The organism is Metallibacterium sp. (genome assembly GCF_054637675.1).
This window is the reverse complement of record NZ_JBTSRB010000054.1, coordinates 1-18,346: the sequence shown is the minus strand read 5'-3', so window position 1 is coordinate 18,346 and position 18,346 is coordinate 1. Positions and strand designations below refer to the sequence as shown.

Here is an 18,346-nt window from a genome sequence, read left to right as displayed (position 1 = left end):
GTCTGCATTCCGCGCTTGGCTACTTGTCACCCAACGACTATGCAAGGAGACTGAAAACCGCAGACCATGCGTCCACCACAAACCCGGCTTCTTGATCTCCGGTTTCAGGGGACAGCTTCACGCCGCCCGTGGTTCCAGGCCGTTTCGGCCATGGGCTGGGATTGGGTGGGTCGATTGCGCCACCGCACGCTGGTGAAGCCGGTGGCGGTCGAGGATGAGGAGAGCCAATGGATGCCCTGTCGCGCACTGTATGCGTTGGCGAGCGCGCACCCGCGCGATCTGGGCTTGATGGATACGGTCCGTAACGCGCCCTGGGTCTGTCGCGTCGTGGTCTACCGCAAGCCACCCCAGGGACGGAAGCAGCGCAATCGGTTTGGACACGTGGCACGCCGCAAGATGAGTCTGCAATGCGCTGCGCGTGAGCGTGAGCCTTGGCTGATCGTGGCGTCACCCGCACTGGCGAATCTGAACGCACGACAGCTGGTCGCCCTGTACGCGCGGCGCATGCAGATCGAATTGTCGTTCCGTGATTTGAAATCGCACCGTTACGGCCAAGGCTTCGAAGACAGCCTGACACGCAGCGGCAAGCGCATCGGCATCCTGCTGCTGGTGAATGCGCTGGCCGCCTTCGCCAGTTGGCTGGCCGGCCTCGCCTGCGAAGCACTCGGCATCGCGCACTGGCTCTCGCCCAGACGATCAACCCGCAGGCTCTATTCGGTCCTGCGTCTCGGACGCGAAGCACTGGTCAGGTCGTGGCCCATGGAGCCCCTATCACGATGGCTCGACCGACTGGATTCACTGCCTTCGGCGACACTCGCTCAGATGCAGGTGCCGGCGTGAATTCGTGGGGAAACCTCAGGGTCAGAGTGCACTTTCCCGGACCGTCTCCTTCGGATCGTTCTCGGCCTTCCCAACATAGCAGTAGATGGGCACGGTTCGCGGGCTCGGAAGCTGGCACCGGCTCCCCGTCCGAAGCGACTGGCCGTCGCTGGCTTGACGCCACGCAGGCCAGAATCGTGAACCTGAAGTCGAATCCTACGACCGCGCCCGGCAATGGCGCTCGATGTACTGCCGGTGCGTGGGCATGGCCTGCACGGCCTCGGCGATGACGCGGCGCAGGCTGCCGAGCATTCGCGGCGCATCGACGTCGTTACGCAGGTCGACCAGCGGATCGTAGCGCTCGGGCCAGACCTCCTGGCCGGTGAGTATCGCCAGCCAGTTCGGGTTCTGGAACAACTCCAGGTTCTCGGCGACGAGACGGCCGTGGCGGCGAAAATGGTCGATCTTGTATTGCAGCGTGTGCGGAATCGGCATGCTGCGCGTGTACCGCCACAGCGGCGCGTCGTCTCGCTGCGTCGCGTGGTAGTGCAGGATCAGGAAATCGCGGATGCGCTCGTATTCCACATGCGTGATGCGGTTGAATTCCTGCGCCGTGATCGGATCGAAGTCGCGGTCCGGAAACAGCGCCAGCAGGCGGGTGACCGCCGACTGGATCAGGTGGATGCTGGTCGATTCCAGCGGCTCCATGAAGCCGGCGGCCAGGCCGATGGCGACGCAGTTGCGGTTCCAGAACTGCTTGCGCCGCCCGGCGCTGAAACGCAGGAACCGCGGTTCGGCCAGCGGCGTGCCTTCGAGGTGGTCGAGCAGCACCTGCGCGGCCTCGTCGTCGCCGATGAACCGGCTGCAATAGACGTGGCCGTTGCCCATGCGGTGCTGCAGCGGGATGCGCCACTGCCAGCCGGCCGCGTGCGCGGTGGCGCGGGTGTACGGGGTGGGGTCGCAGCCGTGCGTGCATGGTACGGCCACCGCGCGGTCGCAAGGCAGCCAATGCTGCCAGTCCTCGTAGCCGGTCTGCAGTGCGCCCTCGATCAGCAGGCCGCGAAAGCCCGAGCAGTCGATGAACAGGTCGCCCTCCAGCATAGCGCCGCTGCCGAGCGTCACGCTCTGGATGAAGCCGTCGTCGGCGCGCAGAGCCACATCGACGAGCTTGCCTTCGCTGCGCAGCACGCCGCGTTGTTCGGCGTAGGCGCGCAAGTATTTCGCATACAGCGCGGCGTCGAAGTGGTAGGCGTAATCGTAGGTCGATTGCACGCGCTGCCGGTCGGCCAGCGGCCGTTCGAACTTGCCGTTGCGCGCCGCCACCCAGGCCATCGCGTATTCCTGCAGCGGCGTGGCGTCTCCGCGCGCACGCTCGCGCAGCCAGTAGTGATGCAGCGGCACGGCGTCGAATTCGGCGCCGAACTGGCCGAAGGGATGGAAGTAACGCTGCTCCTTGCGCGTCCAGTCGACGAATTCGATGCCAAGCTTGAACGTGCCCTGGGTGGCGGCGACGAAGGCGTTCTCGTCGATGCCGAGCGAGCGGTTGAAGAGCTTGATCGGCGGAATCGTGGCCTCGCCGACGCCGATGCTGCCGATCTCCTCCGATTCGACCAGGTCGATGCGGCAGTTGCCGCGCAGCGCGTGGGCCAGCGCCGCCGCGGTCATCCACCCGGCCGTGCCGCCGCCGACGATGACGATGCGGCGCAGGCTGCGCGGACCGCCGCCGGGTGTGCGCATGGGCTCAGCCATGTTGCGCGGCTCCGCTGGTGGCACGCAGCCGTGGCGCCACCATCGGCATGGTCAGCATGGTGCTGACCACGGCCATCAGCAGCAACGCGGTGAAGGTATCGCTGCTGATCAGGCCGCGGTCGAGCAGGATGTTGACGTAGATGATCATGATCAGTGCCTTGGTCTGCGGCAGCCAGCCGATGCGCCAGGCATCGCCGTTGGTCCAGCCCAGCAGGCGCCCGGCCAGGGCCACGCCGGCCAGCTTGCCGGCGATCTCTCCGCCAGCAGCAGCAGCGCGGCGGCACCGAGCACGGCCAGGCCGCCCAGCGACCAACTGGTGCGCAGCCCGGTGGACAGGAAAAACACCGGCATCAGCACCAGCAGCACGTGCCCGCGCAACCCGTCCAGTTGCTTGCCGTCGAACCAGTCGTGATCGATCACCACGCCGGCCAGGAACGAGCCGACCATGAAATGCAGGCCCGAGTGATCGGCCGCGAACGCCACCAGCGCCAGTCCCACCAGCGCGACGTACCAGCGATCGGCCGCGGGCAGCGCGCGCAGCAGGCGGCGGAACAGCCAGGCAGCGGGGAAGAACAACAGCAGGAACGTCAGTTGCATGCCGATGCGGTGCCAGTCCAGCAGGATCAATGCCAGCACCGCCCAAATCGCTACGTCGTCCAGGCTGGCGTAACGCAGCACGCGCTGTCCGAACGACGTGCGCAGGATGGCCAGTTTGTCCATCAGCAGCACCAGGATCGGCAGGGCGGTGACCGCGCGGGCCATGCCCACGCCCAGCACGAACTGCCAGTCGTCGCCGCGCGGGCCGATCCAGCCGCCGCGCCAGGCCAGCATGCCTGCCGCCGCCACGGCGCCGAACAGCAGCGGCGTGCCCAGCGCCAGCGCGCCGTGGTGCCGCATTCGCGGCGCTGGCGCCAGACCTCCTTCAGGTCCAGTTCGATGCCGGCGATCCACACGAACAGCATCACGCCCCACCAGGCCACGCCGTTGAGCGCCTGCACCATGCGCGGCTCGAAAACGGCGTGGTAGCAGGCGGGAAACACCGCACCCAGCAGGCCCGGCCCCAGCACGATGCCGGTGATGATCTGCACCACCACCAACGGCGCCCAGTAGTCGGTGTGGCCCAGCCGCCAGATCGCATAGGGCAGTCCGAAAATGATCGCCAGCGCGATCAGAAAGCGTTCGGTATCGGTCATCGCGATGGGCGTTGTGTAGTGCGTGCCGCAGCCTAACCGGAAAACGGCGTTCACGGCTTCACCGATGCGTGCCGCAGCAGCCGTGCGCGCGGGACATCGCGTGGACTCGATGCATGAATACGTATGCACACGCACCCGGCACTGCCGCCGCGGCCTAACATCACGGCAAGTGCCCGCGACGGCGGGCCGCCACCAGGGAGTTGCCGACATGCCGAGTTCACGCCGGATCCGCGCGCCGCGGGTCGTGCTTTCGCTGTTGTTTGCCGGGTTGCTGGCTTCGGCCTGTGCGTGGGCCGCACCGCAGGCGGCCGCGCCGGTTGCGTCCGGCATCGGTGCGCCGGCGCCCTCGGGCGTGTACTACGAAATCTTCGTGCGCTCGTTTTACGACAGTGATGGCAACGGTATCGGCGATCTCGACGGCGTCACCGCCAAGCTGCCCTACCTCAAGAGCCTGGGCGTCAGCGGCATCTGGCTGATGCCGATCTTTCCTTCGCCCAGCTATCACGGCTACGACATCACCGATTACCGCGCCATCAACCCGCAGTACGGCAGCATGGCCGACTTCGAGCGCCTGGTGAAGGCCGCGCACGCGGATGGCATCAAGGTCATCCTCGACATGGTGATCAACCACACCAGCGACCAGAATCCGTGGTTCATCGCCGCGCGGAACCCGGCCAGCACCTACCACGACTGGTATATCTGGGCCGGGCCGCATACCAACCTCAAGGAGAAAAGTCCGTGGGGCGGGCCGGTGTGGCGCACGTTGGGCAAGCAGCATTACATGGGTATCTTCTGCCGCTGCATGCCGGATCTGAACTACGACAATCCAGCCGTGCGCCACGCGATGATCTCGATCGGCCGTTTCTGGTTGCGTAAAGGCGCCGACGGCTTCCGCCTCGATGCGGCCAAGCACATCTTCGACAAGTTGCAGCAGGACGACCACAGCATGGCGATCATGCGCGAGGACGCCGCGTGGTGGAGCGAATATCGCAGCGGTCTCGATAAGGTCGATCCGCATGCGTATCTGGTCGGCGAGGTGACGGGCAGCCACTACCGGCTGGATGCGCCTTTCGTGAAGCCGCTCAATGCGGTGTTTGATTTCCCGCTGGCGGTGCGCCTGATCAAGAGCGCCAGCAGCGGCCGCGATGATGGCATTGGCGATGCGCTGGTGCACATGCAGACCGTGTACCGGGCCGCCGCCGGGCACTACGTGATGGATGCGCCGTTCCTGAGCAACCACGATCAGCAGCGCGTGATGACCGATCTGCGCGGCAACCTCGAGCACATGAAAGTGGCCGCGGCCCTGCTGCTGACCCTGCCGGGTAACCCATACGTGTACTACGGCGAGGAGATCGGCATGCGCGGCACCAAGCCCGATCCGCAGGATCGCGAGCCCATGCGCTGGGACATCAGCCGCACGGCACCCGGAGAAACCACGTGGGAAGTCTCGCCGGTGCCGATGCGCGAGGATGTTTCGGTGCAGGCGGAGAAGAACAACCCGCATTCGCTGCTCGGCCGCTACCGCGAGCTGATTCATTGGCGCATGGATATCGCGCCGCTGCGCGACGGCGTGGCGGGCGAATACGCCACCGGCAACCCGGCGCTGGCGGCGTGGCGTTTGCGCGATCACGCAGGCGGTGTTCTGGTGGTGCACAACCTTTCCGGCCAGCCGCAGCATCTGCGTCTGCGCAGCGTCGGCGGGCTGCACTATGCGACGCTGCTGCGCAGTACCAGCGCGCAAGCCATCATCGACGGGAGTGTGCTGAAGCTGCCGGCTTACAGCAGCGCGGTGCTCGACGGCACGCCCGTGACGGCTGACACCCACGCGCGGAGGACGCCATGAAGGTGCGCGCTGCATGGGCCGCATGGCCGGGTCTGGTTTTCGCGGCGCTGCTGGCGATGGGTGTCCCGACGCAGGCGCAAGATGCCGCGCCTGTGGCCGCGGCGCCGATCGCGACGGCATCTACCGCTGCCGCGGTTCCCGTATGGGTGACCACGCACCGCTACGGTTTCGATCTGCGTCAGGGCGCGGATGTGATCACCGTGCGCTGGTGGGCGCCGGATATCGTCGAGGTGCATCTGTTGCCCAACGCGCATGCCAGCCCGGATACGCTGGTGCTGGACGCGCACGCCGGCTTCATGCACTTCGCCCCGCAGGTGCGCAGCGACGCGGCGGGCGACGTGTTGCAGACTTCGCCGAAGATGCAGGTGCGTTGGCGGCAGATGGGCGATCGCCTGACCATCCGCGACGCCGCGGGTCACGCATTGCTGCGCGTGGATGATCTGGCCGCGCTGCGCGCTGGACGTATCGCGCTGCAAAGTAATCCCGCGGATGCGTTGTATGGTTTGGGCGGCTACAGCATCTCCAGCAAATCCACAGCCGACCTGCTGCGAAATGGCCAGTGGACGGTCAAGGCCGGCATGCAGGGTCACCCCGGTGCGCCGTGGCTGTGGAGCACGGCGGGCTGGGGTGTGCTGGTCGATACGCTGGGCGCGCGGGTGCATATCAGCGACGGTCATATCGCCTGGAGCGATCTGTCCAAGCCCGACACGCATTTCTTCGTGATCGCCGGCGCACCCGCGGCCTTGTTCGCGGGCCTGCGCAGCCTCAGCGGCGCGGCGCCGCTGTTTCCGAAGTGGTCGCTGGGCTTCATCAACAGCCAGTGGGGCATCGACCAGACCGAGCTGCTGCACATCGTGCGCAAATACCGCGCGCTGCATATTCCGCTGGATGCCTACGCGCTGGATTTCGACTGGAAGGCCTGGGGCCAGAACGATTACGGCGAATTCCGCTGGAACACGAAGAAGTTTCCGGGTGGCCCGGATGGCGCGCTGAAAAAGCAACTCGACGCGCTGGGCGTGCACCTGATCGGCATCATGAAGCCGCGCATCCACGTGCATACCATCGAGGGCCAGTACGCCAGCGCACACGACTTCTGGTTTCCTGGGCTGAAGGCCGAGCCGGATTATTTCTCGCACAAGCTGGTGCGGGATCTGGCCTTCGACAACCCGGCCGTGCGCGCGTGGTTTTTCAATCCGGCGCTGCGCCACAGTTTCGCCACCGGCATCGTCGGCTGGTGGAACGACGAGGCCGATACCACGCCGGACGATACCCAGTTCATGAACATGCAGCGCGCGCTGTACGACGGCCAGCGCAAGTACTTCCCCGATACGCGCGTGTTCTCGCTCAATCGCGATTTTTATCTGGGCGCGCAGCGCTACGCCTACGCGCTGTGGTCGGGTGACAGCAAGACCGGTTTCGCCAACATGGCCGCGCAGCGCGAGCGCATGCTCAGTACCATCAATACCGGCGAGATGTGGTGGGGCATGGATGGCGGCGGCTTCCAAGGTCATCCCAGCCCGCAGAACTACGCGCGCTGGATCGAGTTCGACGCGTTCTGTCCGATCTTCCGTGTGCACGGCGATCATGACCAGCGTCGCCAGCCGTGGATTTATGGCCCCAAAGCCGAGGCCGCGGCGGTGGCGGCGATGCGCCTGCGCTATCAACTGCTGCCGTATATCTACAGTTATGCGTGGCAGGATCACAGTGCCGGCGTCGGCGTGGTGCGCCCGCTGGCCATGGCCTTCCCGGACGATGCCGCCGTGCGCAACGACATCAGCGCCTGGATGTTCGGCGACTGGCTGCTGGTGTCGCCGGTGATGCAACCGGGCCAGACCGAGAAGCGCATTCTGCTGCCGCCTGGTCAGTGGACCGAGTGGTCCAGCGGCAAGGTGTATCGCGGCGCGCATACCGTCACGCTGCCGGTCGATGCCCGATCCTGGGCCGACATTCCACTGTTCGTGCGCGCCGGCGCCATCATTCCCATGCAGCCGGTGATGGAGTACGTCGGCCAGCATCCGGTCACCCAGGTGAGTGTGCAGGTGTTCCCGGCCGATACGCGCAGCACCTTCGAGTATTACGACGACAACGGCAGCAATTACGCCTACGAGCAGGGCGACTATTTCCTGCAGCGCATCGACACACAGCGCGAGGCACAGGGTGTGCGCCTGTCGCTGGCACCGGCGCAAGGCAGTTACAAGCCCGCGTTGCAGACTTACCTGTTCGCGGTGCACGGCATCGCCGCGCGCGCGGTGCAGGCTGCGGGCGCGCCGCTGACGCAGCACGACAGCCTCGCCGCCTTGCAGGCCGGCGCCGCGCCGGGCTGGGCCACGGGGCATGACCGCTATGGCCCGGTGACCTGGCTCAAGCTGCGCGCGGGCTTCGGCCAGTACCTGCTGCTGGAGTCGCGCTGATGCGTCGTGCGCTGGGTTTGGGTCTGCTGCTGGCGCTGACCGTGGCAGGCACACAGGCTCACTCCGCGCCGGAGTGGCACGAGCAGCTCAGCCTCGGCCAGCGCACGGCGCGCATGATGCCGGCGCCGGCGGGCGGCTTCGTGCTGCACGCGCCGGATGGCACGCGCGCGATTGCGGCACAGGCGTGGCGTGCCGACACCGCCAGCGTGCTGTTCGATGGCCTGTTCGCCATGGCGCAGGACGATTTGCGCAAGGATGCGGTATCCGCCATCACTGATCCGGGCTGGAACCACGGCCAGCCGATCGCCTGCGACTGCTTCATCGCCGGCAAGCAGTGGCCCTTCACGTGGACGCGTGATCTGTCGTATTCCACCGATCTGGCGTTGTGGCGTTTCGATGCGCCACGCGCGCGGCGCTCGCTGCAATTTCGGCTGTCCACGGTGCGCGACGCGGCGCCGCCGCAGGGCCTGTACGTGATGCAGGACACCGGCTCCGGCGGCAGTTGGCCGATCAGCACCGATCGCGTGGTGTGGTTTCTCGGCGCGCGGCATTTGCTCGATGATCCGACGTTTGCGCAGCAGACCTGGCGCGCGCTGCGCGACACGCTGGCGCAGGATCGCGAATACGCCTTCGATGCCGGCGTGGGCCTGTATCGCGGCGAGACCTCGTTCATGGACTGGCGCCAGCAGACCTATCCGGGCTGGACGGCGGACAACGCGCGCTTCATCGCGCAGTCCTATGCGCTGTCGACCAACGTGCTGCATTACGAAGCCCTGCGACTCGGCGCGCGGCTGGCGCGGCGGCGCGACGATGCGCACCTCGCACGGCATTACGCGCGGCAGGCGCGGGCGCTGAAGGTGGCGATCAACCGCTGGTTCTGGAACCCGGCGCGCGGGTTGTATCGCAGCTACCTCGGTGGCGGCGATCCGCCCTTGCCGGTCGATGCCTACGACTTGCTCGGTACCGCGCTGGCGATCACCAGCGGCGTGGCCGAGGGCACGCGCGCGCAACAAGCGCTGGACAACTATCCGACCTGGCCGGCCGGCAGCCCGGTGATCTGGCCCGAGCGCGCCGACCAGCCCGTGTATCACAACCGCGCGCTGTGGCCATTCGTCAGCGCCTATGCGCTGCGCGCGGCGCGCGCCATTCAAGACCCCATGCAGATCGCGCATGCGCTGCGTTCGCTGGTACGCGCGGCGGCACTCAGCGGCTCGAACATGGAGAACTTCGCGCTGCCCGGACTCAGCACGCATCTGCCCGGCAAGCTCGGCGGCCCAGTGGTGGATTCGCGCCGGCAACTGTGGTCGGTGGCGGGGTATCTCAACATGGTGGTCGAGGGCGTGTTCGGCATGGAAAGCGATGGCCGCATCGCGCCCGAGATTCCGGTCAGCCTGGTGCCGATGCTGTTCGGCACGCGCGATCGGATCACCCTGCGCACGCCGACGCAGACCGTGATTTTGCTGCGCCCCGTCACGCTCGACGGCAACCTGCTGGTGGCCGATAGCGTGGCGCATGACGGCAGCGTCGTGCGCGCGCAGCTCAAGGCCATCACCGTGTCGGCGCCACCGCTGCGTGCGCCGCAGCCGGTATATGCACCTGCCACGCCCGCGCCACCGCGCATCGAACGCGTCGGCGATCGCTGGCAGGTGCACAGTGCCGTGCGCGCCACGTTGTGGGTGGGTGGACGCGCGCTAGGAGCGGCCGCCAAGCGCTGGCGCGTGCCAGCCAGCGCCGCGCGCCAGTGCTTCAGTCTGACCACGCGCGCGCAGGGCGTCGATTCGTTGCCCAGTGATCCCGTCTGCGTGGGCGAGACCATGCGCATCGACGGCGCCTGGCCGCGCGCGTGGACCGCGCTGGCCACGGGGGATTATTTCTTGCGCCTGGAATACGAAAACACCCACGGCCCGATCAGCACCGGCATCACCGCGGCGGTCAAACGCGTCGCCATCCGCTGCGGCGATGCGCCCGAGCAGGTCGTGCCGGTGGTGATGCCCCAGGCGATCGGCACGCAGCGTTCGACCGTGGCGCGCTTCCATGCGGCGGCCGGCGCGCACTGCGCGTTCGCGCTGCGGCAAGGCTTCAACATGAGCTTTCTGACGCAGGCCGCGCTATACACCGGCGGGCAGGGCGGGGCCAGCGGACCACTGAACGCGGCGCGAATCGGCACGCTGCTGATTTCGCCCGCGCCGGCAACGCATGCGCCAGCGGTGCCAGAATCCGCGGCGGTCCCCGCCGGAAGCGCCCCATGAATCGCAAGCCCGAGCTGAGCTTCTGGCAAATCTGGAACATGTGCTTCGGCTTTCTCGGTATCCAGTTCGGCTTCGCGCTGCAGATGGCCAACGTCAGCCGCATTTTCCAGACCCTCGGCGCCAGCGTGGACCAGATTCCGATCCTGTGGATCGCCGCGCCGCTGACCGGCCTGCTGGTGCAGCCGATCATCGGGCACTACTCCGATCACACGTGGACGCGCCTGGGCCGGCGCCGCCCGTATTTTCTGGCCGGCGCCGTGCTCAGCGCGCTGGCGCTGCTGGTGATGCCCAACGCGCCGCTGTTGTGGGTGGCGGCGCTGACGCTGTGGATGATGGACGCCTCGTTCAACGTGTCGATGGAGCCGTTCCGCGCCTTCGTCGCCGATCAGTTGCCGGTGCAGCAGCGCGCCGCAGGCTACGCCATGCAGACTTTTTTCATCGGCGTCGGCGCGGTGGTGGCCTCGATCCTGCCGTGGCTGCTGGCGCAGCTCGGTTTCGACAACACCGCCGCGCGCGGCATGGTGCCGGAGACGGTGCGCTATTCGTTTTACGCCGGCGCGGTGGTATTGCTGCTGTCGATACTGTGGACGGTGGCCAATTCGCGCGAGTATCCGCCGCAGCGTCTGGCCGCGTTCGCGGACAGCACGCCGCTGACAGAAACCCCGATCGATGCACGCAAGGCGCGGCGCAGCGGTGCGCTGTGGGCGCTGGCCGGCGTGGCTCTGGCCGTGCTCATCCATGTGTTCGCGCTGAAGCCCGAGGTGTACCTGCTGGCGGCCGGACTGCTGGCCTATGGGCTGGCCCTGCTGTGGCTGGCGTGGCGCCACAGTGGGCGCGGCGGCGCACAGGCCGATCGCGGCGCTGCGGCGCAGATTCTGGGCGATCTGTACACCATGCCCAAGGCCATGCGGCGCTTGGCCTGGGTGCAGTTTTTCTCATGGTTCGCGCTGTTCGCGCTGTGGATTTACACCACCGCGGCGGTGACCTCGGTGCAGTTCGGCAGCAGCAATGTGTTGTCGGCCGCGTACAACGCCGGCGCCAACTGGGTGGGTATCCTGTTCGGCGCTTACAACGGTGTCGCCGCGCTGGCGGCCATTCTGATTCCGTTCGTGGTGCGCGCGCTGGGTTTGCGCGTCACGCATCTGATCAATCTGTGGCTGGGCGCGGCCGGGTTGGCGTCGATCCTGCTGATCCACAACCCGCACTGGCTGCTGCTGTCGATGGTCGGCGTGGGCATCGCCTGGGCCTCGATCCTGGCCTTGCCCTACGCGCTGCTGGCCGATCATGTGCCGGCGCAGAAGATGGGCGTGTACATGGGCATCTTCAATTTCTTCATCGTGATTCCGCAGCTTTTGGCGGCCAGCGTGCTCGGTCTGCTGCTGAAGCTGTTCTTCCACGATCAGCCGATGGGCGCGCTGGCGCTGGGCGCGCTGAGTTTGTTCATCGCCGGGCTGGCGGTGTTGCGTGTGCAGGAACCCGCGCGCGTCGCGCTGCAGCCTGCAGCGCAAAGCCGAGTCTGATTGGCCTCAGCGCGCGTGGCGGCGCGCGCGGCGCGCGCCATCGGGCAGCGGCGTCACCGTGGCCGGCGTGCGCGCCGGCTGCAAGACGGCACCGCAGGACTGGCGCACCATCAACCGCGGCGGCAGCTTGATCGACTGCACGGCTTCGCCCTGCACCATGCGCAGCAGCGTATCCACCAGCAGTTCGCCGGCGTGGCGCGTGTCCTGCTGCACCGTGGTCAGCGCCGGATGCGTGGATTGCGCCATGGGGATATCGTCGTAGCCGACCACGGCCACGTCCTCGGGTACGCGCAGGCCGCGCGCGAACAGCGCGCGCATCGCGCCGATGGCGATCAAGTCGCTGGCCGCGAACAGCGCGTCGCAGCGCGCGCCGCGTTCCAGCACCAGATTGGCGGCCTCGCAGCCGGCGGCCTCGGTGGAGATGGCGTCGGCCTGCAGCAGCGGATCGGGCGTGAGCCCGGCTTCACGCAGCGCCGCCGCGTAGCCCTGATAGCGCTCCAGAAACTCGGGCGCGTGCAGCGAGGCGTGGCCGAGAAAGCCGATGCGCCGCCGCCCCAGCGCCAGCAGATGTCGCGTCGCCGCCAGTCCGCCAGCGTCGTTGTCGCCGCCGATCGAAAGGCCCGGTTGATCCGCCAGCACCGCACCCCAGCGCACGAAATGCGTGTCCTGCGCGACCAGCGCTTCGAGTCGGCTGCGGTAATCGAGGTAATCGCCGTAGCCGAGCAGAATCAAGCCGTCGGCTTTGTGGCAGTCCTCGTAATCGGCGTGCCAGTCGCGCGAGAGCTGCTGGAACGAGATCAGCAGGTCGTAGCCGTGCTGCGCGCAAGCGCGCGTGATCGAGCCCAGCATCGACAGGAAAAACGGATTGATATTGGACTCATCGACCGTGGGATCCTCGAACAGCAGCAGCGCCAGCGTGCCGGATTGCTGCGTGCGCAGATTCGAGGCGTTCTTGTCGACCTTGTAGTTGAGCTGTTGCGCCACTTCCAGAATGCGCTCGCGGGTGGCGCGGTTGACCGAGGCGTGACCGCGCAGCGCGCGCGAAACCGTGGCCTGCGAAACGCCGGCCAGGTGCGCGATATCCAGCGAGTTGGGTTTGCCCTTGATCTGCACGTGGAGCAGCCTCGGCAGCGCGAACGTGGCCGCAGTCTAGGCCGCGACCAGCGCTGAAACAGCTTGTGCTGCAACATGATCCGAGATCCCGGGTCAGATCACGCGATGCGATGATCGGCAAGCAAGAGGCGTTGCCTATGAGGATCGAAACTGAAAACGTTTACACGTGTGCATCCATGCGTGACAGCTATCGCGTGCTGATCGATCGGCGGTGGCCGCGTGGTCGCGGCAAAGTGCAGCCGGCACTCGATGCATGGGCGCGCGAGTTGGCGCCGGGTACGGCGCTGCGCCAGTGGTTTGCGCACGCTGCGCGAGTTGTTGCGGCAGGCCGGCCGCTGCGCCTGATTTACGCCGCGCGCGACGCCGCGCACGACCACGCTCGGGTATTGCTGCGGCGCTGCTGCCGGCAAACTGTGCAGACACATGCGGGAGCCCATCGGCGTCCGCCACGAATCGCGGATAATTGCCGGCCCCCAAGCGCCTTGTCCGCGCGGATGGCCACCTTGAAGAAGTCCGACTTCCACTACCAACTCCCCGCCGATTTGATCGCGCAAGCGCCGCTGTCGGAGCGCAGCGCTAGCCGCATGCTGACGCTGGACGTCGCCGGCGCGGCCTGGCGCGATGAACACGTGCGCGATTTGCCCACGCAACTGCGTGCCGGCGATCTGCTGGTGTTCAACGACACACGCGTGCTGCCGGCGCGGCTGTTCGCGCGCAAGGACACCGGCGGCGCGGCGGAGATATTGATCGAGCGCATCATCGGCGGCCATGAGGTGCGCGCGCAGCTTGGCGTGAGCAAGAAGCCGCGGCCCGGTACCTGCCTGGCGCTGGCCGATGGCAGCCGCGTGCGCGTGCTGGGGCGCGAGGGTGAATTCTTCCTGCTGCGCTTCGAGGTGGACGAAGCGCTGGAGCATCTGTTGCAGCGGCTCGGGCAGATGCCGCTGCCGCCGTACATCGCGCGCGCGCCCGATGCCGCCGATGCCGAGCGTTACCAGACCGTGTTCGCGCGCCATGCTGGCGCGGTGGCGGCGCCGACCGCGGGGCTGCATTTCGACGCCGCGCTGCTGCATGCGCTGCGCGCGCGCGGCGTGCGGTTCGGTTGCGTGACGCTGCACGTCGGCGCCGGCACCTTCCAGCCGCTGCGCGGCGAGCGGGTCGAGGATCACCACATGCACCGCGAGTGGATCAACGTCGGCGCGGCGCTGGTCGAGCAGATCCGGCATGCGCGCGCCGCCGGCGGGCGCGTGATCGCGGTGGGCACCACCGTGGTGCGCGCGCTGGAAAGCGCCGCGCCCGGCGGTGCGCTGGCGCCTTGCGCGGGCGAGACCGATATCTACATCTTGCCGGGTTATCGGTTCAGCCAGATCGACGCCCTGCTGACCAACTTCCATCTGCCCGAATCGACATTGCTGATGCTGGTATCGGCGCTGGCTGGGCGCGAGTTCATGCTGGCCGCGTATCGCCATGCCGTGGCCGCGCGTTACCGCTTTTTTTCCTATGGCGATGCCATGCTGATCTGGCCGCGCGCCGCGCATTGAGGCTCAGCGCGTCAGCACATCCAGTTCATCCGCGCTGAAGCCGGCGGCGCGGCGTGCTTCGAGATTGAACGGTCCGCGCTGCCCGCCCGGCATGTACTCGGCAAGCAGCGCGTGAAACGTCGCCTGCGGCTCCAACCCGTCGCGCGCGCGAATGCCGCCGCGGCGTCACGCGTCAACCGCGCTTTCTGCACGGGGTCGGTGCAGTCCAGACACTGCTGCGCGACGGTGAACAGGGAGGGCATGGGGGAATGTTAGTGGGGAGTGGGGAGTGAGTGCTTGCGCAGCGCAAGGCATGAGATGTGCCATAGCGGGGGCCACGATTCCTGTTTCGTCATTCCCGCGCATGCGCGGGCGGGAATCGCTTTACAACAGCGGAGCTGGTCATCCAGCGCAGCGCATGGCAGCGCCGCTGGATCCCCGGCTCGCGCTGCGCGCGCCCGGGGATGACGAGAAAAATAGAACGCACCGTGCCCCACCGCGTTGCTGTCATGCCTTGGGCTCGTCATTCCTCCGCAGAGCCTGCCCCCGCGCAGGCGCGGACGGGAATCGCTTTACAACAGCGGAGCTGGTCATCCAGAAGCTCGGCTCCCCGCTCCCCACCTTGCATGACCGATGGCGCTTGCGATGTACGCCGCGGCGACCTAGCGTTGCCGGCTATTCGCCGCAGGAGAACCCCATGTCATTGCGCAGTCTTGCTCTGGGCCTGGTGCTGATGAGCGCCGGCGTGCCGGTGATCGCCGCCGATGAAGGCACCCACCCGCTGGACGTGCGCGATCTGGTGGCGATGGATCGCGTCGGCGATCCGCAGCTCGGCACCGATCCGCGCTGGCTGCTGTTCGATGTGCGCCAGGTGGACGTGACCGCCAACAAGAGCGTGTCGGGCGTGTGGGTTCTGGATCGCAGCACGCCTGGCTCGGTGCCGCAGCACATCGCCGAAGGCAGCCAGCCGCGCTGGTCGGCCGATGGCAAAAACATTTTCTATCTGGCCAAGGCCGGCGAGCGCATGCAGATTTTCCGCATCGCGCCAGCGGGTGGCACGGCGCTGCAGGTGAGCGATCTGCCGCTGGACGTCGAGGGTTTTCGCGTATCGCCCGATGGCGTGCATCTCGCCGTGGCGCTGAGCGTATTCACCGACTGCAACGGCGATATCGCCTGCACGCGCGAAAAGCTCAACGCACGCGAGGCCGACAAGGCCAGTGGCCGCGTCTACGACAAACTGTTCGTGCGCCACTGGGACACCTGGGCCGATGGCCGCCGCAATCAACTGTTCCTGCTCACCCTGGATGCGGACGGCAAGGCCAGTGGCGCGCCCGCGCTGCTGACCCGCGGCATCGACGGCGACGTGCCATCCAAGCCGTTTGGCGACGACAGCGAGTATGTGTTCTCGCCGGACGGCAAAACCCTGTACTTCAACGCGCGCATCGCGCGTCACGGCGAGCCATGGAGCACCAACTTCGACATCTACCGCGTGGCTATCGAGGGCGATGCCGCGCCGGAAAACTTGACCCCCGGCAACCCCGCCTGGGACGGCTATCCGCTGCTTTCTCCCGGTGGTGACACGCTGTATTACCTGGCGATGCGGCGCCCCGGCTTCGAGTCCGACCGCTTCGCCATCATCGCGCTGGATCTGCATACCGGGCTGCGCCGCGAGGTCGCGCCGAAGTGGGATCGCTCGGCCGGTGCGCTGGCGATCAGCGCGGATGGCCGCACGCTGTACACCAGCGCGGACGATGCCGGCCAGCACCCGCTGTTCGCGGTGCGCGTGGACCATGGCGCGGTCACCCGGCTCAGCGGCGCGGGCACGGTGCGCGGCTTCGCGGTCGGTGCCGATGGCGAGATCGTCGCCGCCTGGCAGGATTTCACCCACCCCACCAATCTGTATCGCCTCGGCGCCGACGAAAGCCGCATCGCGCTCACCGATTTCAACACCGCGCGTCTGGCCAGGTTGCGTCTGGCGCCAGCCGAGTTTTTCACCTTCAAGGGCTGGAACCAGCACACGGTCGAGGGCTACGTGATGCCACCGGTCGATTACGTGCCGGGCAAGAAGTATCCGGTGGCGTTCCTCATCCACGGCGGCCCGCAGGGCGCCTGGACCAACGAGTTCCACTACCGCTGGAATCCGCAGACCTACGCCGCCGCCGGCTTCGCCGTGGTGGCGGTGAACTTCCACGGTTCCACCGGTTACGGGCAGGCGTTCACCGACGCCATCTCCGGCGACTGGGGTGGCAAACCGCTCGCCGATCTCAAGCTGGGCTGGGCCGCGGCGCTGAAGAAATTCAAGTTTCTCGATGCCGACCGCGCCTGCGCGTTGGGCGCCAGCTACGGCGGCTACATGGTGTACTGGATGGCCGGCAAGTGGAACGCGCCGTGGAAATGCTTCGTCGATCACGACGGCGTGTTCGACAGCCGCAGCATGTACTACAGCACCGAGGAACTCTGGTTCGACGAGTGGGAACACCGTGGCCCCGAGTACGAGCACCCGCAGAACTACGAGAAATTCAACCCGCTGCGCCACGTCCAGGACTGGCGCGTGCCGATGCTGGTGATCCACGGCGGGCTCGACTTCCGCATCCCGGACACCCAGGGCCTGGCCGCGTTCACCGCGTTGCAGCGCCGTGGCATCCCCAGCGAGTTCCTGTACTTTCCCGACGAAAACCACTGGGTGGTCAAACCCGCCAACAGCATCCTCTGGCACGACACCGTGCTGAACTGGATGAAGCGCTGGACGGGCGAGGAGTAGGAGTCGCGCTCGTTGTGCGGGGTGTTACGGCCTGATCGTATGCTTAAAACCAAACTCAATCACACGGTTACCAATGTCATCGCGGCCGGCGGAGTTCGCAAGATTTGCGTTGATGGTGATTTGCTCATGGGTATGAGCGGAGGCCCTGTTCTCGACGCGAAATTCCGAGTAATTGGTGTAGTGCATCGAGGCTTGGCGTCTAGTGGTCATGCTAACGAGCTAATTGGTATTGACCACGTTCGCCAGCTTATTCCAGCGTCATAAGTCCGGCCGCCAAGCTACAGACCAAGCGCCTCGCGCCACTCCAGAACAAAACTGGGGTCGACCTCAGGCCTTCGCAACTTGTCGGCGCGTCATCAAAAAAACTTCAAGTGCAGCAGCTAATGATCATCTTCTCTAAGAATACTCTTTTCTATCTCAATTTTACCTATGAAATGAGTGCTTACCGGGATAAGAATTACAAGCGCTATATCGATCCATTTAAATAGATAAAGGATTGGATGCCAATACCACACAACACCAGATAAATCTGCAATCAAGCATTTAGATGGTGGAGTATTACCATTGGGGGCATAACAATCATGACTCCATACCATATAATATCCGTGAATGAAATGTTTCCCAAAATCGTCCTGCAACTTGTGATAGTTTAAGAGATTTATTAATGATAATACTATTGCGATAAAGACAAATACGTTATTTAAAAACTTGCGAGTGTCAAGTGCAAGTTTCAGAGTCGTGTTGTTACCATGAATCCAAAAAGTAGTTAAGGGCATCATTAACCAAACTAGAAATAAATACCAATAGTCCCACATAATAATTCGGAAAAGATGCAGCACTATTAAAATCAATGCGACACTTATGAATATATTAAAATTATTATATTTCATAAAACGTTCTCTTGAACATTGCTTCTTGAAATTAATCATATTGCGTCGATGTTTCTTGGGTCGGATGTTAATGCATTTACGACAATAAACATCCTGATTACCCAGCTAAGCCATCCATGGTTAGCAGCCGGTGCGGCAGCGGCGAGGTGTGGGCGGCAGCATCGATGAGGCGCGGGATCAGGTCCTGCAGCTTGAAGCGGCGGTTGAAGCGGTCCCTTGGGGACTTCCGTGGGTCGTAGCAGAACTCGGAGAGATAGCGTTGCAGGTACTTGGGCTTCAGC

Annotated in this window: 12 protein-coding genes and 3 pseudogenes; 8 read left to right on the top strand and 7 right to left on the bottom strand. The window is 65.6% G+C overall.

Features of this window, described 5'->3' with window-relative positions:
- Window positions 1-120: 120 nt before the first annotated feature.
- Window positions 121-840, top strand: a pseudogene (locus tag ACYDAT_RS13455) (IS4 family transposase); the annotation flags it as partial.
- Between the two features lie 195 nt (window positions 841-1,035).
- Here the strand turns inward: ACYDAT_RS13455 and ACYDAT_RS13450 are convergent.
- The 4 genes from ACYDAT_RS13450 to ACYDAT_RS13435 are packed head-to-tail and all read right to left on the bottom strand — an operon-like array spanning window position 1,036 to window position 3,815.
- Window positions 1,036-2,568, bottom strand: coding sequence for a tryptophan halogenase family protein (locus ACYDAT_RS13450; RefSeq protein WP_461450709.1), 1,533 nt, complete (start codon window positions 2,566-2,568; stop codon window positions 1,036-1,038).
- Window positions 2,561-2,800 (bottom strand): hypothetical protein, encoded by a 240-nt coding sequence (locus ACYDAT_RS13445; protein WP_461440478.1) that lies wholly within the window; start codon window positions 2,798-2,800, stop codon window positions 2,561-2,563. Before ACYDAT_RS13445 ends, ACYDAT_RS13450 begins: the two co-directional genes overlap by 8 nt.
- Window positions 2,719-3,399 (bottom strand): cation:proton antiporter, encoded by a 681-nt coding sequence (locus ACYDAT_RS13440; protein WP_461450707.1) that lies wholly within the window; start codon window positions 3,397-3,399, stop codon window positions 2,719-2,721. The genes ACYDAT_RS13445 and ACYDAT_RS13440 overlap by 82 nt, the downstream gene beginning before the upstream one ends.
- A complete protein-coding gene (locus ACYDAT_RS13435) occupies window positions 3,288-3,815 on the bottom strand; it encodes a cation:proton antiporter domain-containing protein (protein ID WP_461450705.1) in 528 nt (175 codons plus the stop codon). The genes ACYDAT_RS13440 and ACYDAT_RS13435 overlap by 112 nt, the downstream gene beginning before the upstream one ends.
- A 154-nt stretch (window positions 3,816-3,969) precedes the next feature.
- Here ACYDAT_RS13435 and ACYDAT_RS13430 point away from each other — a divergent pair, with 154 nt between their 5' ends.
- Genes ACYDAT_RS13430 through ACYDAT_RS13415 form a run of 4 tightly spaced genes read left to right on the top strand, consistent with a single transcriptional unit; the run spans window position 3,970 to window position 11,784 of the window.
- Window positions 3,970-5,604: an alpha-amylase family glycosyl hydrolase gene (locus ACYDAT_RS13430; protein WP_461450703.1), complete on the top strand. Its 1,635-nt coding sequence runs from the start codon at window positions 3,970-3,972 to the stop codon at window positions 5,602-5,604.
- Window positions 5,601-8,015, top strand: coding sequence for a glycoside hydrolase family 31 protein (locus ACYDAT_RS13425; protein WP_461450701.1), 2,415 nt, complete (start codon window positions 5,601-5,603; stop codon window positions 8,013-8,015). The genes ACYDAT_RS13430 and ACYDAT_RS13425 overlap by 4 nt, the downstream gene beginning before the upstream one ends.
- The gene (locus ACYDAT_RS13420) at window positions 8,015-10,264 is read left to right on the top strand and encodes a glucosidase family protein (protein ID WP_461450699.1); all 2,250 of its coding nucleotides are present in this window, start codon (window positions 8,015-8,017) and stop codon (window positions 10,262-10,264) included. The genes ACYDAT_RS13425 and ACYDAT_RS13420 overlap by 1 nt, the downstream gene beginning before the upstream one ends.
- The gene (locus ACYDAT_RS13415; protein WP_461450697.1) at window positions 10,261-11,784 is read left to right on the top strand and encodes an MFS transporter; all 1,524 of its coding nucleotides are present in this window, start codon (window positions 10,261-10,263) and stop codon (window positions 11,782-11,784) included. Before ACYDAT_RS13420 ends, ACYDAT_RS13415 begins: the two co-directional genes overlap by 4 nt.
- Window positions 11,785-11,790: 6 nt before the next feature.
- Here ACYDAT_RS13415 and ACYDAT_RS13410 read toward each other — a convergent pair whose 3' ends face one another.
- Window positions 11,791-12,897, bottom strand: coding sequence for a LacI family DNA-binding transcriptional regulator (locus ACYDAT_RS13410; RefSeq protein WP_461450695.1), 1,107 nt, complete (start codon window positions 12,895-12,897; stop codon window positions 11,791-11,793).
- 110 nt (window positions 12,898-13,007) lie between these two features.
- Between ACYDAT_RS13410 and ACYDAT_RS13405 the strand changes: the two are divergent.
- Window positions 13,008-13,196: pseudogene (locus tag ACYDAT_RS13405) on the top strand (DUF488 domain-containing protein); the annotation flags it as partial.
- 204 nt (window positions 13,197-13,400) lie between these two features.
- On the top strand, window positions 13,401-14,435 hold the full coding sequence (queA, locus tag ACYDAT_RS13400; RefSeq protein ID WP_461450711.1) for a tRNA preQ1(34) S-adenosylmethionine ribosyltransferase-isomerase QueA: 1,035 nt from the start codon (window positions 13,401-13,403) through the stop codon (window positions 14,433-14,435).
- Between the two features lie 3 nt (window positions 14,436-14,438).
- Here the strand turns inward: queA and ACYDAT_RS13395 are convergent, their stop codons facing one another.
- Window positions 14,439-14,588: a DUF455 family protein gene (locus ACYDAT_RS13395; protein ID WP_461440447.1), complete on the bottom strand. Its 150-nt coding sequence runs from the start codon at window positions 14,586-14,588 to the stop codon at window positions 14,439-14,441.
- A gap of 523 nt (window positions 14,589-15,111) precedes the next feature.
- Between ACYDAT_RS13395 and ACYDAT_RS13390 the strand changes: the two genes are divergently transcribed.
- Entirely contained in the window at window positions 15,112-17,175 is a 2,064-nt protein-coding gene (locus ACYDAT_RS13390) for a dipeptidyl-peptidase 5 (protein ID WP_461450693.1), read from the top strand.
- Between the two features lie 987 nt (window positions 17,176-18,162).
- Here ACYDAT_RS13390 and ACYDAT_RS13385 read toward each other — a convergent pair.
- Window positions 18,163-18,346: pseudogene (locus tag ACYDAT_RS13385) on the bottom strand (hypothetical protein); the annotation flags it as partial.